The sequence below is a fragment of the Pseudomonas sp. AN3A02 genome, from assembly GCF_011765255.1.
Taxonomy (GTDB): domain Bacteria; phylum Pseudomonadota; class Gammaproteobacteria; order Pseudomonadales; family Pseudomonadaceae; genus Aquipseudomonas.
In genome coordinates this window covers 25535-44931 of the sequence record NZ_JAARNI010000007.1, presented here as the reverse complement: position 1 = coordinate 44931, position 19397 = coordinate 25535, and the positions used below count along the sequence as shown (strand labels likewise).

16 protein-coding genes and 2 tRNA genes are annotated in these 19397 nt (G+C 59.8%); 4 read left to right on the top strand and 14 right to left on the bottom strand.

What is annotated here, in order from left to right; genetic code table 11:
* Window positions 1–29: 29 nt before the first annotated feature.
* The 7 genes from dnaB to rnr all read right to left on the bottom strand — a co-directional run bounded on the left by dnaB (window position 30) and on the right by rnr (window position 7321).
* Entirely contained in the window at window positions 30–1424 is a 1395-nt protein-coding gene (gene dnaB, locus HBJ59_RS22790) for a replicative DNA helicase (RefSeq protein ID WP_064450415.1), read from the bottom strand.
* Between the two features lie 134 nt (window positions 1425–1558).
* Window positions 1559–2005, bottom strand: coding sequence for a 50S ribosomal protein L9 (gene rplI / locus HBJ59_RS22785; protein ID WP_003171376.1), 447 nt, complete (start codon window positions 2003–2005; stop codon window positions 1559–1561).
* 18 nt (window positions 2006–2023) lie between these two features.
* On the bottom strand, window positions 2024–2911 hold the full coding sequence (locus HBJ59_RS22780; protein WP_076018046.1) for a hypothetical protein: 888 nt from the start codon (window positions 2909–2911) through the stop codon (window positions 2024–2026).
* 36 nt (window positions 2912–2947) lie between these two features.
* The gene (gene rpsR / locus HBJ59_RS22775; protein ID WP_002551829.1) at window positions 2948–3178 is read right to left on the bottom strand and encodes a 30S ribosomal protein S18; all 231 of its coding nucleotides are present in this window, start codon (window positions 3176–3178) and stop codon (window positions 2948–2950) included.
* A 28-nt stretch (window positions 3179–3206) separates the two neighbouring features.
* Window positions 3207–3629, bottom strand: coding sequence for a 30S ribosomal protein S6 (gene rpsF, locus HBJ59_RS22770; RefSeq protein WP_003217491.1), 423 nt, complete (start codon window positions 3627–3629; stop codon window positions 3207–3209).
* A 306-nt stretch (window positions 3630–3935) separates the two neighbouring features.
* Window positions 3936–4691 (bottom strand): 23S rRNA (guanosine(2251)-2'-O)-methyltransferase RlmB, encoded by a 756-nt coding sequence (gene rlmB, locus HBJ59_RS22765; protein WP_076018047.1) that lies wholly within the window; start codon window positions 4689–4691, stop codon window positions 3936–3938.
* Window positions 4688–7321, bottom strand: a complete 2634-nt coding sequence (rnr, locus tag HBJ59_RS22760; RefSeq protein WP_076018048.1) for a ribonuclease R — start codon at window positions 7319–7321, stop codon at window positions 4688–4690. Before rnr ends, rlmB begins: the two co-directional genes overlap by 4 nt.
* Before the next feature lie 224 nt (window positions 7322–7545).
* Here rnr and HBJ59_RS22755 point away from each other — a divergent pair.
* The 4 genes from HBJ59_RS22755 to HBJ59_RS22740 all read left to right on the top strand — a co-directional run bounded on the left by HBJ59_RS22755 (window position 7546) and on the right by HBJ59_RS22740 (window position 10658).
* Window positions 7546–7632 (top strand) — tRNA-Leu (locus HBJ59_RS22755).
* 178 nt (window positions 7633–7810) lie between these two features.
* A tRNA-Leu gene (locus HBJ59_RS22750) sits at window positions 7811–7897 on the top strand.
* 170 nt (window positions 7898–8067) lie between these two features.
* Complete coding sequence (locus tag HBJ59_RS22745; protein WP_063033383.1) at window positions 8068–9093, top strand: extracellular solute-binding protein; 1026 nt, start codon at window positions 8068–8070, stop codon at window positions 9091–9093.
* On the top strand, window positions 9093–10658 hold the full coding sequence (locus HBJ59_RS22740; protein WP_167664826.1) for an iron ABC transporter permease: 1566 nt from the start codon (window positions 9093–9095) through the stop codon (window positions 10656–10658). Before HBJ59_RS22745 ends, HBJ59_RS22740 begins: the two co-directional genes overlap by 1 nt.
* A gap of 108 nt (window positions 10659–10766) precedes the next feature.
* On the opposite strand, the gene HBJ59_RS22735 is transcribed toward HBJ59_RS22740, so the two are convergent.
* The 7 genes from HBJ59_RS22735 to hfq all read right to left on the bottom strand — a co-directional run bounded on the left by HBJ59_RS22735 (window position 10767) and on the right by hfq (window position 19389).
* Window positions 10767–12701 (bottom strand): methyl-accepting chemotaxis protein, encoded by a 1935-nt coding sequence (locus HBJ59_RS22735; protein WP_026078087.1) that lies wholly within the window; start codon window positions 12699–12701, stop codon window positions 10767–10769.
* Window positions 12702–12840: 139 nt separating this feature from the next.
* The gene (locus HBJ59_RS22730) at window positions 12841–14130 is read right to left on the bottom strand and encodes an adenylosuccinate synthase (protein WP_076018051.1); all 1290 of its coding nucleotides are present in this window, start codon (window positions 14128–14130) and stop codon (window positions 12841–12843) included.
* 54 nt (window positions 14131–14184) lie between these two features.
* Window positions 14185–15372, bottom strand: coding sequence for an ATP phosphoribosyltransferase regulatory subunit (locus HBJ59_RS22725; RefSeq protein ID WP_167664825.1), 1188 nt, complete (start codon window positions 15370–15372; stop codon window positions 14185–14187).
* A gap of 301 nt (window positions 15373–15673) precedes the next feature.
* On the bottom strand, window positions 15674–16540 hold the full coding sequence (hflC, locus tag HBJ59_RS22720; protein WP_076018053.1) for a protease modulator HflC: 867 nt from the start codon (window positions 16538–16540) through the stop codon (window positions 15674–15676).
* The gene (gene hflK / locus HBJ59_RS22715; RefSeq protein ID WP_076018054.1) at window positions 16540–17715 is read right to left on the bottom strand and encodes an FtsH protease activity modulator HflK; all 1176 of its coding nucleotides are present in this window, start codon (window positions 17713–17715) and stop codon (window positions 16540–16542) included. The genes hflC and hflK overlap by 1 nt, the downstream gene beginning before the upstream one ends.
* Before the next feature lie 96 nt (window positions 17716–17811).
* The gene (hflX, locus tag HBJ59_RS22710; protein ID WP_088425577.1) at window positions 17812–19113 is read right to left on the bottom strand and encodes a ribosome rescue GTPase HflX; all 1302 of its coding nucleotides are present in this window, start codon (window positions 19111–19113) and stop codon (window positions 17812–17814) included.
* Window positions 19114–19125: 12 nt separating this feature from the next.
* Window positions 19126–19389 carry an RNA chaperone Hfq gene (gene hfq, locus HBJ59_RS22705; protein WP_003217515.1) on the bottom strand — a complete coding sequence of 88 codons (264 nt, stop codon included), beginning with the start codon at window positions 19387–19389 and terminating at the stop codon, window positions 19126–19128.
* Window positions 19390–19397: the final 8 nt, after the last annotated feature.

The following is a 19397-nucleotide window of genomic DNA, read 5'->3' as shown; positions in this document are numbered from 1 at the left end:
TTTGCAGTCGGAATTGGCAGGACGACTTTTTACTCGTCGTCGAAGTTATAGCTACCCGGCGCCAGGTTTTCGAAGCGGGTGTATTTGCCGATAAAGGCCAGGCGCGTGGTGCCGATTGGCCCGTTACGCTGTTTACCGATGATGATTTCGGCGATGCCTTTATGCTCGGTTTCCGGGTGGTACACCTCGTCCCGGTACACGAACATGATCACGTCAGCATCCTGCTCGATCGCTCCGGATTCCCGCAAGTCGGAGTTGATCGGGCGTTTGTTCGGGCGCTGCTCCAGGGACCGGTTGAGCTGCGACAGGGCAACCACCGGGCAGTTGAATTCCTTGGCCAGGGCTTTCAACGAGCGGGAAATCTCGGAAATCTCGTTGGTCCGGCTATCACCGCTGGAGCCCGGGATCTGCATCAGTTGCAGGTAGTCGATCATGATCAGGGCGATGTCGCCATGCTCACGCACCAGGCGTCGGGTACGCGCGCGCATTTCCGACGGGCTGATGCCCGCGGTGTCATCGATAAACAGCTTGCGGTCGTTGAGCAGGTTGACCGCCGAGGTCAGCCGTGGCCAATCGTCGTCTTCCAGGCGACCGGCACGCACCTTGGTCTGGTCGATGCGGCCCAGGGACGACAACATACGCATGATCAGCGATTCACCTGGCATCTCCAGGGAGTAAACCAGAACGGCCTTGTCGCTGCGCAACACGGCGTTCTCCACCAGGTTCATGGCGAAGGTGGTTTTACCCATGGACGGACGGCCGGCGACGATGATCAGGTCAGACGGCTGCAGGCCGCTGGTCATGCCGTCGAGGTCGGTGTAGCCGGTGGACAGGCCGGTAATGGCGTTATCGGTGTTGAACAGGGTATCGATACGGTCGATGGCCTTGGTCAGCAGGTCGTTGACGCTGACCGGGCCGCCGGTTTTCGGGCGGGCCTCGGCGATCTGGAAGATCTGCCGCTCGGCTTCGTCAAGAATCTCTTCCGCGGTACGGCCTTCCGGGTTGAAGGCACTGTCGGCGATCTCGGTGGCGATGCCGATCAGTTGGCGCAACGTGGCCCGCGCGCGGACGATCTGCGCATAGGCCTTGATGTTGGCGACCGATGGCGTGTTTTTCGCCAGCTCGCCCAGGTAACCCAGGCCGCCCACTTGGGACGTCTGGCCTTCCTTGTCCAGTTGCTCGGCCAGGGTCACCACGTCGATCGGTGAGTTCTGGTCGGCCAGCTTGGCAATGGCGCGGAAGATCAGGCGGTGGTCATGACGGTAGAAATCGCCGTCCGAGACTTGATCCAGCACGCGCTCCCAGGCGTTGTTGTCCAGCATCAAACCACCGAGCACGGCCTGTTCGGCCTCGATGGAATGCGGCGGCACCTTCAGGGCAGCGGTTTGCAGATCGTATTGCTCAGGAGCGGAGATATCGTTCATGGCCACTTGGAATAGTTGGAGAATCAGGGGCTACAGAAAACAAAAGGCAGAAAAACAAAAGGCACGACCTGTAAACAGGATCGTGCCCGATGTTAACCGCCCGGCACGCGAGGTGCCAGTCAGTTAGGTGCTGCTTAAGCTGCTACCACAACAACGCGTACGGTTGCTTCGACTTCAGCGTGCAGGTGCACGGCTACATCGAATTCGCCAACGTTGCGGATGGTGCCGTTCGGCAGACGAACTTCGCTCTTCTGCACTTCAACGCCGGAGGCGGTCAGTGCATCAGCGATGTCGTGGGTGCCGATCGAACCGAACAGCTTGCCTTCGTCACCGGCGGTGGCAGTGATAGTCACTTCCAGCTCAGCCAGTTGGGCAGCGCGAGTTTCGGCCGAAGCTTTTTTGTCTGCTGCTGCTTTTTCCAGCTCAGCACGACGCTCTTCAAACGCAGCCAGGTTGGCAGCGGTTGCAGCGGTGGCTTTGCCGTATGGCAGCAGGTAGTTACGACCGTAGCCGGCCTTAACGTTCACTTTGTCGCCCAGGTTGCCCAGGTTGGCGACTTTTTCCAGAAGGATCAGTTGCATGTGAAAATCCTCTAACTTTTAACCTTCACCGTTCGCGTTATCGGCGTCTTTCGGCGCCAGACGACCGCGAAAATCAATCAGGCCGTCGACAATGGCCAAGACCACGAGTAACGGATAGATCAGCTGCATGAACAGCAACAGCGTTACGTACAACCCCACCAGCCAGAATCTGCCCAGTCGCTTTTGCGCCACCAGCCCATGAATCAGGGATAGCCCGGCGAATACCAGCGGTACGCTGCACAACGGCACCAACAGCGCCAGGCCAAAAGTCGGCCCGACCACCATGAACGCCAGCAGCAACATCGCCGGTCCAGCGGGGATTCTGATACTGCGAAACTCGCGACCAAAACCACCCGGGTTATACAACAACGCCTGCCAATAACGCCCAAGAATCAGGCTCAGCACGCTGACGATCTGCAACAGTGCCGCTATCAGGCCGGTAAGCATCGGTGCAACCACTGACGCAAAGCGCGCTCGCTCCTCTACCGATAACTGCTGGTAGAGATCCCCGAGGGCCAGCGGCAGGATCTTTATGATCTCCTGCGCCAGCGCCTCGATTTGCGGGCGGAAAGCCGCGCCAAGCGCCAGTGAATACACCAACCCCAATGCCACGCTGACCAGCAGCGTACGGACCCAGGACTCACTTGCGCGTAAAACCAACGCAAGGGCCGATGAACCGAGCAGTACCAGAAGTACCCGTGGATCATCGAATTTCAACCACCAGACCAAGGCCGGCAGCATTCCCAGGGCAAGAACGCCAAGGGCGTCCTTCAAACCGCGCCGCAGGAGCACAAGGCAACCTGCAGCAGCACCCAACCAATACAACAACGGCAACGCTGCACATCCAGCCACTACCAGAGTGGCCTGCACACGACCGCGCATGATGAACTCAGCTAAGGCGCGCATGCATTCAATCCCTTACTACTTGTCGACTGCCCGGTCTCAGCGGCCGTGGCTGTCGGTGTAGGCCAGCAGGGCCAGGAAGCGGGCGCGCTTGATAGCGGTGGCCAGCTGACGCTGATAACGAGCTTTGGTACCGGTGATGCGGCTTGGAACAATTTTGCCGGTCTCGGATACGTAGGCTTTCAGAGTGTTGAGATCTTTGTAATCGATCTCCTTCACGTCTTCAGCGGTGAAGCGGCAGAATTTACGACGACGGAAGAAACGTGCCATTTGATAGGCTCCTTAAAAGGTCCGTGGATTACTCGTCAGCGTTATCGCTGTTGTCGCTGTCATCACTATCAGCGCTTTCAGCGCCTTCGTGCTCAGGACGGTCGCGACGCTCACGGCGCTCACTGCGGTTTTCTTCAGCCTTGAGCATCTCGGATTGGCCGGTAACGGCTTCTTCGCGACGGATGACCAGGTTACGGATCACTGCATCGTTGTAGCGGAAGTTGTCTTCCAGCTCGGCCAGGGCCTTGCCAGTGCATTCAACGTTCAGCATCACGTAGTGAGCCTTGTGAACATTGTTGATTGCGTAGGCCAGTTGACGACGGCCCCAATCTTCCAGACGGTGGATTTTGCCGCCGTCTTCTTCGATCAGCTTGGTGTAACGCTCTACCATGCCGCCGACTTGCTCGCTTTGATCCGGGTGGACCAAAAAGATGATTTCGTAATGACGCATGAATGCTCCTTACGGGTTGTAGCCTGCCGCTCAAAAACGGTCAGACAAGGAGTGAATGACACTTATGGATCTTGCCGAGGGGAGGCACATGCGTGCCTGCCATGAAGGCAAGGGGCGCAATTGTAGAGAAGGGGGAGAAAGGGCGCAAGGTGATTGGTGATTATTTGAACAGCCCCACACACCACAAAAACAACTGTGGGAGGGGGCTTGCTCCCGAAAGCGGTGTGCCAGTCACCAAATGCACTGGCTGATACACCGTATTCGGGAGCAAGCCCCCTCCCACATTTTGACCTGCGCCAGACTTGGTTACTTCTTGGCTTTAGCCTTGGCGCCACGCTGGCGCCGGGCTTCGAACAGGCAGACGCCCGTTGCGACTGAAACGTTGAGGCTGCTGACGCTACCGGCCATCGGCAGGTGCACCAGGTAGTCGCAGTGCTCACGGGTCAGGCGACGCATGCCCTTGCCTTCAGCCCCCATGATCAAAATGGTCGGGCCGGTGAGGTCCTGGTCATAAATACTGACCTCGGCCTCCCCCGCCGTACCCACGACCCAAAGGCCGCGCTGCTGGAGTTTCTCCAGGGTGCGCGCCAGGTTGGTCACGGCTACCAACGGAATCACTTCCGCCGCACCGCAGGCGACTTTACGCACCACAGGGGTCAAGGTTGCCGACTTGTCTTTGGGCACGATCACCGCCAGCGCACCGGCAGCATCCGCCGAACGCAGGCAGGCGCCGAGGTTGTGCGGATCGGTCACGCCGTCGAGCACCAGCAACAGCGGTGCGCCTTCGGTGCGATCGAGCAGCTCGTCGAGCATCGCTTCGCCCCAGACCTGGCTCGGGCTTACGTCCGCAACCACACCCTGGTGAACGCCTTCGACCCAAACGTCCATTTCACGACGCTCGGCCTGGCCGATGGCGACTTTATTTTGGTTGGCCAGTTCGACCAGCGCTTGAACGCGCGGCTCACTGCGGCCTTCTGCCAACCACACCTGCTTGACGCGTTTCGGGTGGTGACGCAGCAATGCTTCTACGGCGTGTACGCCGTAGATTTTTTCCAGACTCATGACTTGGCCTTAGGTTTGCGCGACCCGCCGCTTTTCGCGGGGGCCGAACCCGCTTTTGGCGGGCCTTTACGGTGTTTACTCGGTTTGCTCGACGGTTTTTCCGCCTCGCGGGACTTTCCCCCAGACGCCGCTTTACCACCGCTTTTGGCTTCGTTGAGCAACTGCTGCTTCAACTCGCGGCTCTTGCGCAGCTCGGCGTTTTTCGCCGCGGCATCGCTTGGGCGATAAGCTTCTGGGGCCTTGTCCTTGGCAGACGAACGACGAGCAGGCTTGGCTGGCGCAGGTTCGGCGACCGCTGCTTTCGCAGGAGTACCTTTGCCTTTGCTGGCCGGCGCAGTCGTTTCGCCGCCACGTTTTTTACGGCCAGTCGGCTCGGCTGGCTTGTCGGGCATACCGAAGTCAATCTTGCGTTCGTCGAGGTCGACGCGCATGACCTGCACTTCCACGGTGTCGCCCAGACGGAAGCTGCGACCGGTGCGCTCGCCCGCCAGGCGGTGATGCACAGGGTCGAAGTGGTAGTAGTCACCCGGCAAGGCGGTGACGTGCACCAGGCCCTCGACGTAGATGTCGGTCAACTCGACGAACAGGCCAAAACCGGTCACGGCGGTGATCACACCCGGGAACGACTCGCCCACGCGGTCTTTCATGAACTCGCACTTGAGCCAGTTCACTACGTCGCGGGTCGCTTCGTCAGCGCGGCGCTCGCTCATGGAGCACTGCTCGCCCAACTGTTCCAGGGCCGCTTCGTCGTACGGATAGATCCGTGCTTTCGGAATGGTCATGGCACCGGCGCGCTGGACGTGCGGGGTGTTCTGCTTGGAATGGATCACGCTGCGGATCGCCCGGTGCGTGAGCAAGTCCGGGTAACGGCGAATCGGCGAGGTGAAGTGGGTGTACGCCTCGTAATTCAGGCCGAAGTGGCCCTGGTTATCAGCGCTGTACACCGCCTGGCTCAGGGAGCGCAGCATGACGGTCTGGATCACATGGTAATCCGGACGGTCCTTGATACTCGCGAGCAGAGCCTGGTAGTCCTTCGGCGTCGGGCCGTCCTTGCCTTTGTGCAGCGACAGGCCGAGCTCACCGAGGAACGCGCGCAGCTTCTCCAGACGCTCCGGCGGCGGGCCGTCGTGCACCCGGTACAACGCAGGAATCTCGTGCTTTTTCAGGAACTCTGCGGTGGCCACGTTGGCCGCCAGCATGCATTCCTCGATCAGCTTGTGGGCATCGTTACGTGTGGTCGGGGTGATCGCGGCGATCTTGCGCTCGGAACCGAAGACAATCCGGGTTTCCTGAGTTTCAAAGTCAATCGCGCCACGCACGTGACGAGCGCCCAGCAGCACTTTGTACAACGCATAGAGCTGCTTGAGGTGCGGCACGACATGGCCGTACTCACCGCGCAGAGCTTTCGCTTCGCTGGTTTTCGGCTGTTCCAGGATGGTGCTGACCTTGTTGTAGGTCAGGCGCGCCTGGGAGTGGATCACTGCTTCGTAGAACTGGTAATCGGTCATTTCGCCGGTTTTCGAGATGGTCATCTCGCACACCATGGCCAAACGGTCGACTTTCGGGTTCAGGGAGCACAGGCCGTTGGATAGCTGCTCAGGCAGCATCGGGATTACGCGCTCAGGGAAGTACACCGAGTTGCCGCGCACCTGGGCTTCGTTGTCCAGGGCCGAACCGATCTTCACGTAGCTGGACACGTCGGCAATCGCGACGAACAACTTCCAGCCGCCGGAGAACAGGCGCAGCTTGCCAGGCTTGGCTTCGCAGTAGACCGCATCGTCGAAGTCGCGGGCATCTTCGCCGTCGATGGTGACGAACGGCAGATGACGCAAGTCGATGCGCTTCTCTTTGTCTTTGTCTTCAACTTCCGGCTTGAGCTTGGCGGCTTCTTTGAGCACAGCCTCAGGCCAGACGTGAGGGATATCGTAGGTGCGCAGCGCAACATCGATTTCCATGCCCGGCGCCATGTAGTTGCCGACCACTTCAACGATATCGCCCTGTGGCTGGAAGCGCGCAGTTGGCCAGTGGGTGATTTTCACCTCGACGAACTGACCGACTTTTGCAGCGCCATTGCGGCCCGGGGTGATCAGCACTTCCTGCTGGACCTTCGGGTTATCCGGCACGACAAAACCGATGCCGCCTTCTTCGAAGTAGCGACCAACGATGGACTCGTGGGCACGGGACACGACTTCGACGATCACGCCTTCGCGGCGGCCGCGACGGTCGAGGCCGGAAACGCGCGCCAGAGCACGGTCGCCATCGAACACCAGGCGCATTTGCGCCGGGCTCATGAACAGGTCGTCGCTGCCGTCGTCCGGAATCAGGAAGCCGAAACCGTCACGGTGGCCGGCAATGCGACCGAGGATCAGGTCAAGCTTGTCCACAGGCGCGTAGGTGCCCCGGCGGGTGTAGATCAACTGGGCATCGCGCTCCATGGCGCGCAGGCGGCGACGCAGGGCTTCGAGTTGGTCTTCGGTGGTCAGACCGAATTCTTCAACCAGCTGCTCGCGGCTAGCAGGCGAACCCCGATCGGCGAGATGCGCCAGGATCAGTTCGCGGCTAGGAATAGGGTTTTCATATTTTTCCGCTTCACGAGCGGCCTCGGGATCGAGGGACTGCCAATCGGCCATTAGAGAGTTTTCACCTTGTCTATATGCGGGTTAGTTTGGCATACGCGTATTGAAACGGGAAATTTCAGGTGTCGACAAGCCCGTAAAAGCACTTTGTAGCCCTCGAAATGCACCTTGCGCGACCGCCCGCGAAATTTTCCAGGCTTTTTTGATAACGGGGCTTTACAGCGCAAAAAGTGCTCCGTATAGTGCGCGCCATCGACGACGGCAACGTTGACGATACTGCCCAGATGGTGAAATTGGTAGACACGCCAGCTTCAGGTGCTGGTGACCGCAAGGTCGTGGAAGTTCGAGTCTTCTTCTGGGCACCAATTCTAAACTTGAGGTTTTAACCTTGAGTCTCACAAAAGCCCGCGAAAGCGGGTTTTTGCGTTTCAAGCCTTTGATTTTTAACCATAAAGTTGATTTATAAAATCAAATCAGGGGTTTACAGATCAAAAAGCCCTCCGTATAGTTCGCTCCATCAACAGCGGCAACGTTGCTGATGCTGCCCAGATGGTGAAATTGGTAGACACGCCAGCTTCAGGTGCTGGTGACCGCAAGGTCGTGGAAGTTCGAGTCTTCTTCTGGGCACCAATTCCAAACTTGAGGTTTTAACCTTGAGTCTCACAAAAACCCGCGAAAGCGGGTTTTTGCGTTTCCGGGGTTTGAAAACTTCCAGGCCGATTTGCCTCATGACCGCACCTGAGAAACTTTATCGTTTATCCTAGCAACGATTTGTTGCACTCAAGTGAGGAACACCCCGGATGATGATCCGCGATACCCGTCTCAAGACATCCCTTCTGCGTGGCCTGACCATCACTCTGCTCGGCCTGACCCTGCTCTCGCCCGCTGCCTATTCTGCCGACAAGGTTGCACTGACCTTGTACAACGGCCAACACAAGGAGGTCGGCGATGAACTTGCCAAGGCCTTCGAAGCCAAGACCGGCATCCACGTCAATGTGCGCAAGGGCAGCAGCAACCAGCTGGCCAGCCAGGTCGTCGAAGAAGGTGACCGCTCCCCTGCCGACGTGATCTACACCGAAGAATCACCGCCGCTGAATAAACTCGGCGAGCAAGGCCTGCTGGCGACCATCGACGCCAGCACCCTCGACGTTCTACCCAAGGAATACGTGGCCGCCAACGGCGCCTGGATGGGCGTGACCGCACGCACCCGCGTCGTGGCGTTCAACCCGAAACTGATCGCCGAGAAAGACCTGCCCAAATCGGTGCTGGATTTCGCCGGCCCTGAATGGCAAGGCAAGGTTGGTTTCGTACCCACCAGCGGCGCCTTCCAGGAACAGGCCGTGGCGATCATCAAGCTGCACGGTCGCGAAGCAGCTGAAGAGTGGCTGACCGGCCTGCGCGCCTTCGGCAAGGTCTACAGCAACAACATGGTTGCGCTCAAAGCCGTGGAAAATGGCGAAGTCGCCACCGTCCTGGTGAACAACTACTACTGGTTCGCCCTGAAGAAAGAAAAAACCAACCTGGATTCGCAGCTGCACTACTTCACCGACGGTGATGCCGGCGGCCTCATCACCGTGTCTGCCGCAGCAGCATTGAAATCCAGCAAGCACCCAAAGGAAGCCCAGCAACTGTTGGCCTTCATGGCCAGCGAAGAAGGCCAGCGGGTGATCACCAACACCTCCGCCGAATACCCGTTACGCAAGGGCATGGAATCCAACCGCGGCCTCAAGCCTTTCAGCGAGCTGCAACCGCCGAAAGTCACCCCTGCCGACCTGGGCAACGCCGAAGAAGCCCTGGAACTGGAACGTGACGTTGGCTTGAACTGATGAACCCATCGCTCCCCGCCCCCGCCTTGCGCGGGGGTTTTACGCCGAGACGCAAACGCCCTTCGATCTGGTTGTTATTGCCGGTCCTGCTGCTGGTAGGCCTGAGCCTGTTGCCGCTGGCGTATGTCGGCCTCAAGGCCTGGCAAGCGGGCTGGGCCGAGGCGGTGCATTTGCTGTGGCGGCCTTATGTGTTCGGGCTGCTGCGCAACACCCTGGCGCTGATGGTCGGTGTGACCGTGGCCTGCGGCGTGATTGGCCTGTCGCTGGCCTGGCTGCTGGAACGCAGCAACTTGCCGGGGCGGCGTATTTGGGGAGTGATCCTGTGCCTGCCGTTTGCAGTGCCGGCGTTTGTCAGCAGCTTTACCTGGGTTTCGTTGAGCGCCAATTTCGAGGGGCTGGGCGGGGCAATCCTGGTGATGACCCTGTCCAAATACCCGCTGGTGTTTCTGCCGGTGGCGGCGACCCTGCGCAATCTTGATCCATCCCTGGAAGAATCGGCCCGCACCCTCGGCCTGAATCGCTGGGGCGTGTTCTTTCGCATCACTTTGCCGTTGTTGTGGCCATCGCTACTGGCCGGGGCGCTGCTGATTGCCCTGCATATGCTGGTGGAATTCGGCGCGCTGTCGATCATCGGCCTGCAGACGTTTACCACCGCGATCTATCAGCAATTCGAGCTGGAATTCAGTAACGCCAATGCGGCGATGCTCTCGGCGGTGCTGCTGGTGATGTGCCTGACGCTGCTCTGGCTGGAGTTGCGGGTACGCGGCAAAGGCCGGCATGTGCGCACCGGCCAGGGCGCGGCGCGGCATGCTGAGCAGGTTCGGCTCGGCAAATGGGCGCCGCTGGGGCAGTTGTATTGCCTGCTACTGGCAATCATTGGCAGCGGTATTCCACTGGGCATGCTCGGTTACTGGCTGGCAGTGGGCAGTTCGGCGGCGTTTCCGGTCGCCGAGATCAGCGAGGCGCTGCTTTCTTCCTTGGCACTATCGCTGGGCGGCGCAGCACTGTGCCTGTTGTTTGCAGTGCCGGTGGGCTTGCTGGTGGTGCGCTACAAGGGTCAACTCGCGCTGTGGGCCGAACGCCTGCCGTACCTGCTGCACGCGCTGCCCGGCCTGGTGATTGCGCTGACGCTGGTGTACTTCGCCCTGCATTACGTGCCGGCGCTGTATCAGACATCGGCGTTGTTGCTGATCGCTTATGCGTTGCTGTTTTTGCCGCTGGCCCAGGCGCCGATCCGTACGGCACTGAACAAGGCGGCACCTCAGCTGGAAGAGGCCGCGAGAACGCTGGGAGCTTCGTCGTTCAGTGCATTTTGCCGGGTGACACTGCCGATTATTTTTCCGGCATTGGGCGCGGCGTTTGCGCTGGTGTTTCTGGATGCGATGAAGGAATTGACGGCGACGCTGCTGCTTAGCCCTACTGGGTTGAACACACTGGCGACTGCCGTATGGGCGCATACCTCGAATGTGGAATTCGCGGCTGCCGCGCCGTACGCGGCGCTGTTGATTCTGGTGTCGGGGTTACCGGTGTATCTGCTTACGACGCGGATGTATCTGAGCCGCTGAAATAGCTTTCGCGAGCAAGCCCGCTCCCACATTTACTCGCATTCCAGAAGTGGAACTCGGTCGAATGTGGGAGCGGGCTTGCTCGCGAAAGGGCCGCACCAGGCGACATCAAGCCCGGAACTGCCCCAGGCTCGCCTTCAACTGCGCCGCCAACCCATCCAGCACCTTGCCACTGGCGGTAGTCTCCACCACTGCCTGAGCCGCGCGCTCGGCCTGGGCATGAATGATCTCCACCCGCCCACGCACCGCATGCGCGCCTTGCGCCTGATGCTCAGCCGCACGCGTCGCCAGACCAATCGCTGCATGCACCTGCTCCACCGAGGCCTGCACCGACTGCTGCAGGCGCACGCTATCGCGCAACACCAGCAAACCTTCGCTGGCCTGACGCCCGGCCTTGCCGATGGTCTCTACCGCCTCACGGGCGCCTTGCTGCAAGGCCACGATGTGCGCCTGGATATCACCGGTAGAACTCTGGGTTTTACTGGCCAGGGCGCGAACCTCGTCCGCCACCACAGCAAAACCGCGGCCGGTCTCGCCGGCTCTCGCCGCTTCAATCGCCGCGTTGAGTGCCAGCAGGTTGGTTTGCTCGGCAATCCCGTGGATCACCGTCAATACCACCTCAATCTGCTCGCTCTGCTGCGCCAGACGCTCGATCACCTTGGACCCCGCCTGCACCTGCCCCGCCAACGCCTCGATCAGGCTGCCGACTTCGGCTGACGTACGCGAGTTTTCATCAGTGGCCTGGCGAATATCCACCACCTGCTGCAACGCCGCCTGCATCGCATGACTTTCCGCCTGCGCCTCGTCGGCCATTTGCGACAGCGCCCGCAGGCTTTCGGCAACCTCATCACGCTGCAGGCCGGCGGCGGCATCGGCACCGGCATTACGCAGGGTCATCGCGCCGATTTCCACGCCGGTACGCTGGGCCACATCACCCGCTTCGCGCACGATGGGCTGCAACTTATCCACAAAGCGATTGACCGCTGAGGCCATGTCGCCGATTTCATCACGGCTGTTGATCTGCACGCGCTTGGTCAGGTCGCCCTCGCCTGCCGCCAGATCGTCCATCGCTGCAATCAGCAGCTTCAGGCGATTGACCACCCGACGCCCGAGCACCACGGCAATCAGCAACAGCACGCCAAAGCCTACGACCGCCAGACCCATGCCGATGCGCCAGCGCAAGGTACCTGCCGCCTCTTGCACAGCATTGGTGGTATTGGCGGTCATCTGGGTGGCGGTTGCTTGTGCCGACTGCAAACGCGCGCCCATGGCGGCAGCACTGTCAGCGGCGGCACCTTTGAGGCTGTCACCCACCAGTTGATCACTGCTGGCAATCAGCGCGGCGAAGCGCTTATCCAGCGCCGCCAGATCAACGTCCACCGAAGCGGTCGAAACCCCCATGATGACCTTGCCGATTTCCACGCCATTGGGGCTGATGGACGCCTCGAGGTAGTAGACCGCCGGATCGTTTTTCGCCGCATCCAACACCTTATCCAGGGCACGCTCGCCCTGCCCTTTCTCGAGCAGCGCAGCGTTAATCGGGTTATCCCGGTTCAGGTAGCGCGTCAGGTGCTGGCCGGTGGCATCGTCGTAGACCACGAACAACACATTGGGATTGCGCTGGGCACGCCGAGCAAATTCCGATAGCGTCGGCACGTCGCTGTCCCACATGGCGCGGGGCGCCACCGAGGCCAGCAGTTGCGCCATATCGTTGGCGGAGTCCTTCAGGTCTTTTTCCAGGGTCGCACGCAGTTGCTTCTGCTCGTCCTGCAGGCGCGTGGAAAGCCCCGCGGTGAGACGCTGGCGAGTACTGGAAGACAGGCTGTCCAGACTCGAGGTGACTTCCTTGCCGGCCTGGGCCAGTTCACCGGAAAGCTTTTGGCTGTCGACACCCAGCCGATTGTCTAAATCGGCTTCCAGGGCGGTGACCGTGCTCCGGGTCAGAGCGACAGCCACCAGTACTTGCACCAAAAGAGCGATACCTAGGGTAACGAACACGGGCCGCAACAGTCGGCTTTGTAACAATGAGAGAACGGCAGACACTGGGAATCCCTCCACCACGGGTGCCATTAATTTGATAGCACCGCGAAAGAAAGAACCATAGCAAGGGCCGTGCCGTTTACCAGGCGGAAACGACAAAGGGCTCCCGAAGGAGCCCTTTGCTTTTTACATCAACAGCTTATTAAGCGAACGGGTGACGCAGAACGATGGTCTCGTTGCGGTCCGGGCCCGTCGAAATAATGTCGATTGGCGCACCGATCAGCTCTTCAACGCGCTTGATGTAAGCGCGAGCGTTCGCTGGTAGTTCTTCCAGGGTCTTGGCGCCCACGGTCGATTCGGTCCAGCCCGGCACTTCTTCGTACACAGGCTGCAGGCCTACGTAGCTGTCAGCGTCGGTTGGGGCAACGTCGTTGCCTTGCGCATCTTTGTAGCCGATGCAGATGTTGATGGTTTCCAGGCCGTCGAGTACGTCCAGCTTGGTCAGGCAGATGCCCGAGATGCTGTTCACATCGATAGCGCGACGCAGGATAACGGCGTCGAACCAGCCACAACGACGAGCACGGCCAGTAGTTGCGCCGAACTCGTGACCTTGTTTGGCCAAGTGCGCACCAACGTCGTCGAACAGTTCAGTCGGGAACGGACCCGAACCCACACGCGTGGTGTACGCCTTAGTGATGCCGAGGATGTAATCCAGGAACATCGGACCAACGCCCGAACCGGTCGCAACGCCGCCAGCGGTGGTGTTGGAGCTGGTGACGTACGGGTAGGTGCCGTGGTCGATGTCCAGCAACGAACCCTGGGCGCCTTCGAACATGATGTCTTTGCCAGCGCGACGCAGGTCGTGCAGCTCGGCAGTCACGTCCAGCATCAGCGGCTTGAGCAGCTCAGCGTATTCCTTGCACTCAGCCAGGGTCTTTTCAAACTCGATGGCCGGCTCTTTGTAGTAACCCACCAGCATGAAGTTGTGGTAATCCACCAGTTCACGCAGCTTGTCTTCAAAGCGCGGCATGTTGAGCAGGTCGCCCACACGCAGGCCACGACGTGCAACCTTGTCTTCGTAGGCCGGGCCGATACCGCGACCGGTAGTACCGATCTTCAGCTCGCCACGGGCCTTTTCACGGGCCTGATCCAGCGCAACGTGGAAGGACAGGATCAGCGGGCAGGAAGGGCTGATACGCAGGCGCTCGCGCACGGGTACGCCTTTCTCTTCCAGCTTGGTGATCTCGCGCAGCAGGGCGTCAGGTGCAACCACCACGCCGTTGCCGATCAGGCACTGCACGCCTTCGCGCAGTACACCCGACGGAATCAGGTGCAAGACGGTTTTTTCGCCATCGATGACCAGGGTGTGGCCAGCGTTGTGGCCACCTTGGTAGCGCACTACGGCGGCAGCATGTTCGGTCAGCAGATCAACGATCTTGCCTTTGCCCTCATCACCCCATTGGGTGCCCAGGACTACGACATTCTTACCCATAACACTTGTCCTCATTCGCGCAAACTTGGTGCCGGCAGCGGCCGGCAGGAAAACTCAAGAAGCCAGTGGCGATACTTGCCAAAGCCCGTTCTGCAGAATCAATTGCCGGTCGCAGTCCGCTTCACGGGCGGCGGCCAATGGCTGCCCAGGCAAGGCCTGGACCACACGTTGACCCTCACTGCGCAACTGGCAAACCTGCTGCCAGAGTGCCGCGTCCGTACTGTCGGGCATCCAGATGCCACCAGACGGCAGCACGACCTCAGCACGCCCCAGGGTCACCAGGGTTTTCAAATCGGTGGAAAAGCCGGTCGCCGGACGGGCGCGACCGAAGTCGGCGCCGATATCGTCATAACGACCGCCCTGGGCGATGGCTTGACCAACACCCGGGACAAACACCGCGAACACCACACCGGTGTGGTAGTGGTAGCCGCGCAGCTCACCCAAATCAAAGTACAGCGGCAACTGCGGGAAGCGCGCAGACAACTGCTCGGCAATCGCCACCACGTCGTCCAGGGCCGCCAATACATCAGCCGGCGCGTTCGCCAGACGATCACGGGCGGCGGTCAGTACTTCACGGCCGCCACACAGGCCTACCAGCGCACGCAGCATGCCGGCCAGGTCAGCAGGCACGCCCGCCGTCAGGGCGATCACTTCATCGATGGCCTTGCGTTGCAGGGCATCGAACAACTGTTGTTCCACTTCACCCGACAAACCGGCCGCACGGGCCAGGCCGCGGTAGATGCCGACATGCCCGAGGTCCATGTGCACATCCGGCACATCGGCCAGTTGCAGCATGGCCAGCATCAGGCTGATGACTTCCACGTCACTGCTCGGGCTCGCATCGCCGTACAACTCGGCGCCCAGCTGGATCGGGCTACGGGAACACGACAAGGCACGCGGTTGAGCATGCAGCACGCTGCCGGCGTAGCACAGCCGACTTGGCCCTTCGCGACGCAGGGTGTGCGCATCAATGCGCGCGACTTGCGGCGTGATGTCGGCACGAAAACCCATTTGCCGGCCCGATTGCGGGTCGATGACCTTGAAGGTGCGCAGATCCAGGTCCTGGCCCGCGCCGGTCAGCAGGGATTCCAGGTACTCGATATGGGGGGTCACGACAAACTCGTAACCCCAGCTCTGGAACAGATCCAACACCTGGCGGCGCGCGATTTCAATGCGCGCAGCTTCTGGTGGCAGTACTTCTTCGATGCCATCTGGCAGCAGCCAGCGGTCTACCGTTGCCATTACGCCATTCCCCTATGATCCGGGCGGCCAGCCCTCGGGCGAGCCTTGAGTGAAGCAGAAAATACCCGGCCCCTGCATAAACCACGCGCAAGAGCGACGTGACGAACGACCAACAATCGGCCTCGTCGGGCACTTTCCTCGAAAAACCTGTGGCGCCTGCGGAGCAAAACCACAATCAAACATGCAGACGCAAAAAAGCCGGGAATTTCCCGGCTGCCGCATCATACACCCGTTTTCTGAAAGGATCACCCCGCCCGGCATTTTAGCCGCCCGACGGAGTGATTCTCAGACTACATGTGGGTTACTTGGACTTTTCCAGGTAGCGGAAGAAATCGCTACTTGGGTCCAGCACCATGACGTCGGTTTTGTTCGCGAAGCTTTCACGGTAGGCACGCAGGCTACGGTAGAACGCGTAGAACTCCTGGTCCTGGCCATACGCCTTGGAGTAGATCGACGCGGCTTGAGCGTCACCATCACCACGAGCCTCTTCAGACTCACGATAAGCTTCTGCCAACAGTACGCGACGCTGACGATCGGCATCCGCACGGATCCCTTCTGCCAGTTCGTTACCCTTGGCGCGGTGCTCACGAGCTTCACGCTCACGCTCGGTGCTCATACGCTCGAACACGCTACGGTTCACTTCCTTCGGAAGGTCGATAGCCTTGACCCGAACGTCGATCACTTCGATGCCCAGTTCTTTTTCCGCCATCGTGTTCAACGAACGCGTGATGTCAGCCATCAGCGCATCACGTTCACCGGATACCACCTCGTGCAGGGTGCGTTTACCAAACTGGTCACGCAGGCCCGATTCCAGACGGCGCGACAAACGCTCGTCAGCAATCTGCTTGAGGCCGGAGGTCGCGGTGTAGAAGCGCTCGGCGTCCTTGACGCGCCACTTGGCGTAGGCGTCAACCATCACAGCTTTCTTTTCCAGGGTCAGGAAGCGTTGTGTCGGTGCATCCAGGGTCATCAGGCGGCCGTCGAACTTGCGCACCTGGTTGACGTAGGGGACTTTCACATGCAGGCCCGGCTGGACATCTGCCTGGACCACGCGACCGAATTGCAGCAACACCGCGCGCTCGGTCTGAGACACGATATAGAAGCAGTTCCAGGCAGCGATGACCACGACGACGCCCACAATCAGGGCGGTCAGCGATTTATTGCTCATCAACGACTCTCCCTGGTACGTGTTTGCTGTTGCAGCAAGTCAGCGGCCGCACGGGCGCTCGCTTCGTTGGCAGCGGCAGTTGAACCGGAGGCCGGTGCGCTGGTGCTGCTACGACCACCTTCGATCATCTTGTCCAGCGGCAGGTACAGCAGATTGTTCTGCCCGCCCTTGCTGCCGGTCACGAGAACCTTGCTGGTGTTGGTGAACACTTCCTGCATGGTGTCCAGGTACAGACGCTCACGGGTGACTTCGGGTGCCTTGCGGTACTCGGCCACCAGCTTGGTGAAGCGATCTGCCTCACCCTTGGCGCGGGAAACCACTTCGTCGCGGTAACCGTTGGCATCTTCAAGGATACGCTGGGCCTGACCACGGGCTTCCGGCACCACGCCGTTGGCGTAGGTTTCAGCCTGGTTGCGCGAACGCTGCTCGTCTTCACGGGCACGGATCACATCATCGAAGGCTTCCTGTACTTCACGCGGTGCGGCTGCGCTCTGTATGTTGACCTGGGTTACGGTGATACCGGTGCGATAGGTATCGAGGAACCGTTGCAGGCGCTCCTTGATCTCGCTGGCCATCAATTCACGACCCTCGGTCAGCACCTGGTCCATTGCGGTGGAACCCACCACGTGACGCAGGGCACTTTCGGTCGCTTGTTGCAGGCTGATTTCCGGCTGATCAACGTTCAGCACGAAGTCCTGCAGATTGCTGATCTTGTACTGCACGGTCAGCGGCACCTCGACGATGTTTTCGTCTTCGGTCAGCATCTGGCCCTGCTTGGTGTAGGCACGCTCACGCGTGACGTTTTCCATGTACTTCTTGTCGATCGGCGGGAAGTAGATGTTCAGGCCGGGGCCGACCGTCTCGTAGTATTTGCCGAAGCGCAGCACCACGGCCTGCTCCTGCTCGTCCACTACATAGACGGCGCTGTACAGCCAAACGGCCGCCAGCACGACGAGGCCGATGCCAAGCAAGCCGTAACCACCGCCCTTGCTCGTACGACCGCCTTCGTCACCACCACGTTTTTTTCCACCACCGAACAACCCATTCAGGCTTTCCTGCAGCTTTCGGAAGGCCTCGTCGAGATCTGGTGGCCCCTTGCGGTCGCCATTATTGCGGCGTTTACCACCCCAAGGATCCTGATTATTCGAGTTGCCACCCGGCTCATTCCAAGCCATAGCGCTCTCCATCTGATAAAGCAAAGACGCACCCACGGCGCGCCGACCAATGCTACAGAATGCCTGTCACAGCGGCACAACCGCTTTTTCAGGCTTTTATTGCAAAGTGTGTTGTTCGATGAACTCCGCCGGCACAACACCTTCCCGGCTGACTAGCCGATTCAGCTCCGTGCGCGGTATTCGAACGGCCAGCAAGCTGACACCTTCTTCGTCGTGTTCTTCTTTCTGTACCGCGCCCAGCTCGAAAAACTGTGCACGCAGTCGAGCAAAACGCTGAGGCAAGCGCAAGGTGCCAACAAACAAATCGCTGCCCAACAGCTCGGCAATGGCTTGTTCAAGCAATTCCAGGCCACTGCCATCACGCGCCGACAGCCAGACCCGCTGGGGCTTGCCGTTTTCGTCGCGCTGGATTTGTGGCTCAACGCCTTCAAGCAAATCGAGTTTGTTATAGACCTCGAGGATGGGCAAGTCCTGGGCACCAATCTCACCCAACACCACCATGACCTGTTCAATCTGCAACATGCGATCCGGCTCAGCCGCATCGATTACGTGCAGCAGGAGGTCGGAATTGCTCGACTCTTCGAGCGTAGACCGAAATGCCTCGACCAGCTTGTGGGGCAAGTGACGAATGAAACCCACGGTATCGGCCAGGACAATCGGCCCCAGGTCGTCCAGTTCCAGACGGCGCAAGGTCGGGTCGAGGGTCGCAAACAGTTGGTCGGCCGCGTACACGTCCGATTTCGTCACGTTATTGAAGAGCGTGGATTTGCCGGCGTTGGTATAGCCCACCAGGGAAACGGTCGGGATATCCGCACGCATACGGCCACGTCGCGATTGTTCGCGCTGGCTGCGCACCTTCTCCAGGCGGCCCTTGATCTGTCGCAGGCGCACCCGCAGCAGACGCCGGTCGGTTTCCAGCTGGGTTTCACCCGGACCACGCATGCCGATACCGCCACCCTGACGTTCAAGGTGAGTCCAGCCGCGAACCAGCCGGGTGCTCATGTGGTCAAGCTGGGCCAGTTCTACCTGGAGCTTGCCTTCATGGGTACGGGCGCGTTGAGCGAAAATATCGAGAATCAGACCCGTGCGGTCGATCACGCGACACTCGAAAACTCGTTCGAGGTTACGTTCCTGACTGGGCGTGAGGATGTGATTGAAAATCACCAGATCGGCCTTTTCGGCATGGACCAAGTCGTGCAGCTCTTGGACCTTACCGCTGCCAATCAAGAATTTGGCGGTTGGCCGATGACGCGGCACGTTAAAAAACGCGACGGTCTCGGCGCCGGCCGAATTTGCCAACTCCTGAAACTCCTGCGGATCTTCGCGCGCCTCAGGGTCCTGTCCATCCAAGTGAACGAGGATTACTCGCTCACCACCACCGTGGCGCTCAAAGAACAAAGGAGACTCCTATCAGGCGTTACCTGGTGCAGGCTCGGCGTCACCCTGTTCTTCGGTTGCGCTAGGCAGACGAATCGGACGAACCGGCACTACGGTCGAGATAGCGTGCTTGTAAACCATTTGGCTTACGGTGTTTTTCAGCAGGATCACGAACTGGTCGAACGACTCAATCGTGCCCTGCAGCTTGATACCGTTGACCAGATAGATGGAAACCCCAACTTTCTCTTTACGTAAAGTATTCAAGTAAGGGTCTTGTAGCGAATGCCCTTTTGACATGTGCCGCA

Bases quoted from the DNA above. Each gene is read 5' to 3' on its own strand.
- dnaB (WP_064450415.1), bottom strand. From the start codon at position 1,424: ATGAACGATATCTCCGCTCCTGAGCAATACGATCTGCAAACCGCTGCC.
- rplI (WP_003171376.1), bottom strand. From the start codon at position 2,005: ATGCAACTGATCCTTCTGGAAAAAGTCGCCAACCTGGGCAACCTGGGC.
- HBJ59_RS22780 (WP_076018046.1), bottom strand. From the start codon at position 2,911: ATGCGCGCCTTAGCTGAGTTCATCATGCGCGGTCGTGTGCAGGCCACT.
- rpsR (WP_002551829.1), bottom strand. From the start codon at position 3,178: ATGGCACGTTTCTTCCGTCGTCGTAAATTCTGCCGCTTCACCGCTGAA.
- rpsF (WP_003217491.1), bottom strand. From the start codon at position 3,629: ATGCGTCATTACGAAATCATCTTTTTGGTCCACCCGGATCAAAGCGAG.
- rlmB (WP_076018047.1), bottom strand. From the start codon at position 4,691: ATGAGTCTGGAAAAAATCTACGGCGTACACGCCGTAGAAGCATTGCTG.
- rnr (WP_076018048.1), bottom strand. From the start codon at position 7,321: ATGGCCGATTGGCAGTCCCTCGATCCCGAGGCCGCTCGTGAAGCGGAA.
- HBJ59_RS22745 (WP_063033383.1), top strand. From the start codon at position 8,068: ATGATGATCCGCGATACCCGTCTCAAGACATCCCTTCTGCGTGGCCTG.
- HBJ59_RS22740 (WP_167664826.1), top strand. From the start codon at position 9,093: ATGAACCCATCGCTCCCCGCCCCCGCCTTGCGCGGGGGTTTTACGCCG.
- HBJ59_RS22730 (WP_076018051.1), bottom strand. From the start codon at position 14,130: ATGGGTAAGAATGTCGTAGTCCTGGGCACCCAATGGGGTGATGAGGGC.
- HBJ59_RS22725 (WP_167664825.1), bottom strand. From the start codon at position 15,372: ATGGCAACGGTAGACCGCTGGCTGCTGCCAGATGGCATCGAAGAAGTA.
- hflC (WP_076018053.1), bottom strand. From the start codon at position 16,540: ATGAGCAATAAATCGCTGACCGCCCTGATTGTGGGCGTCGTCGTGGTC.
- hflK (WP_076018054.1), bottom strand. From the start codon at position 17,715: ATGGCTTGGAATGAGCCGGGTGGCAACTCGAATAATCAGGATCCTTGG.
- hfq (WP_003217515.1), bottom strand. From the start codon at position 19,389: ATGTCAAAAGGGCATTCGCTACAAGACCCTTACTTGAATACTTTACGT.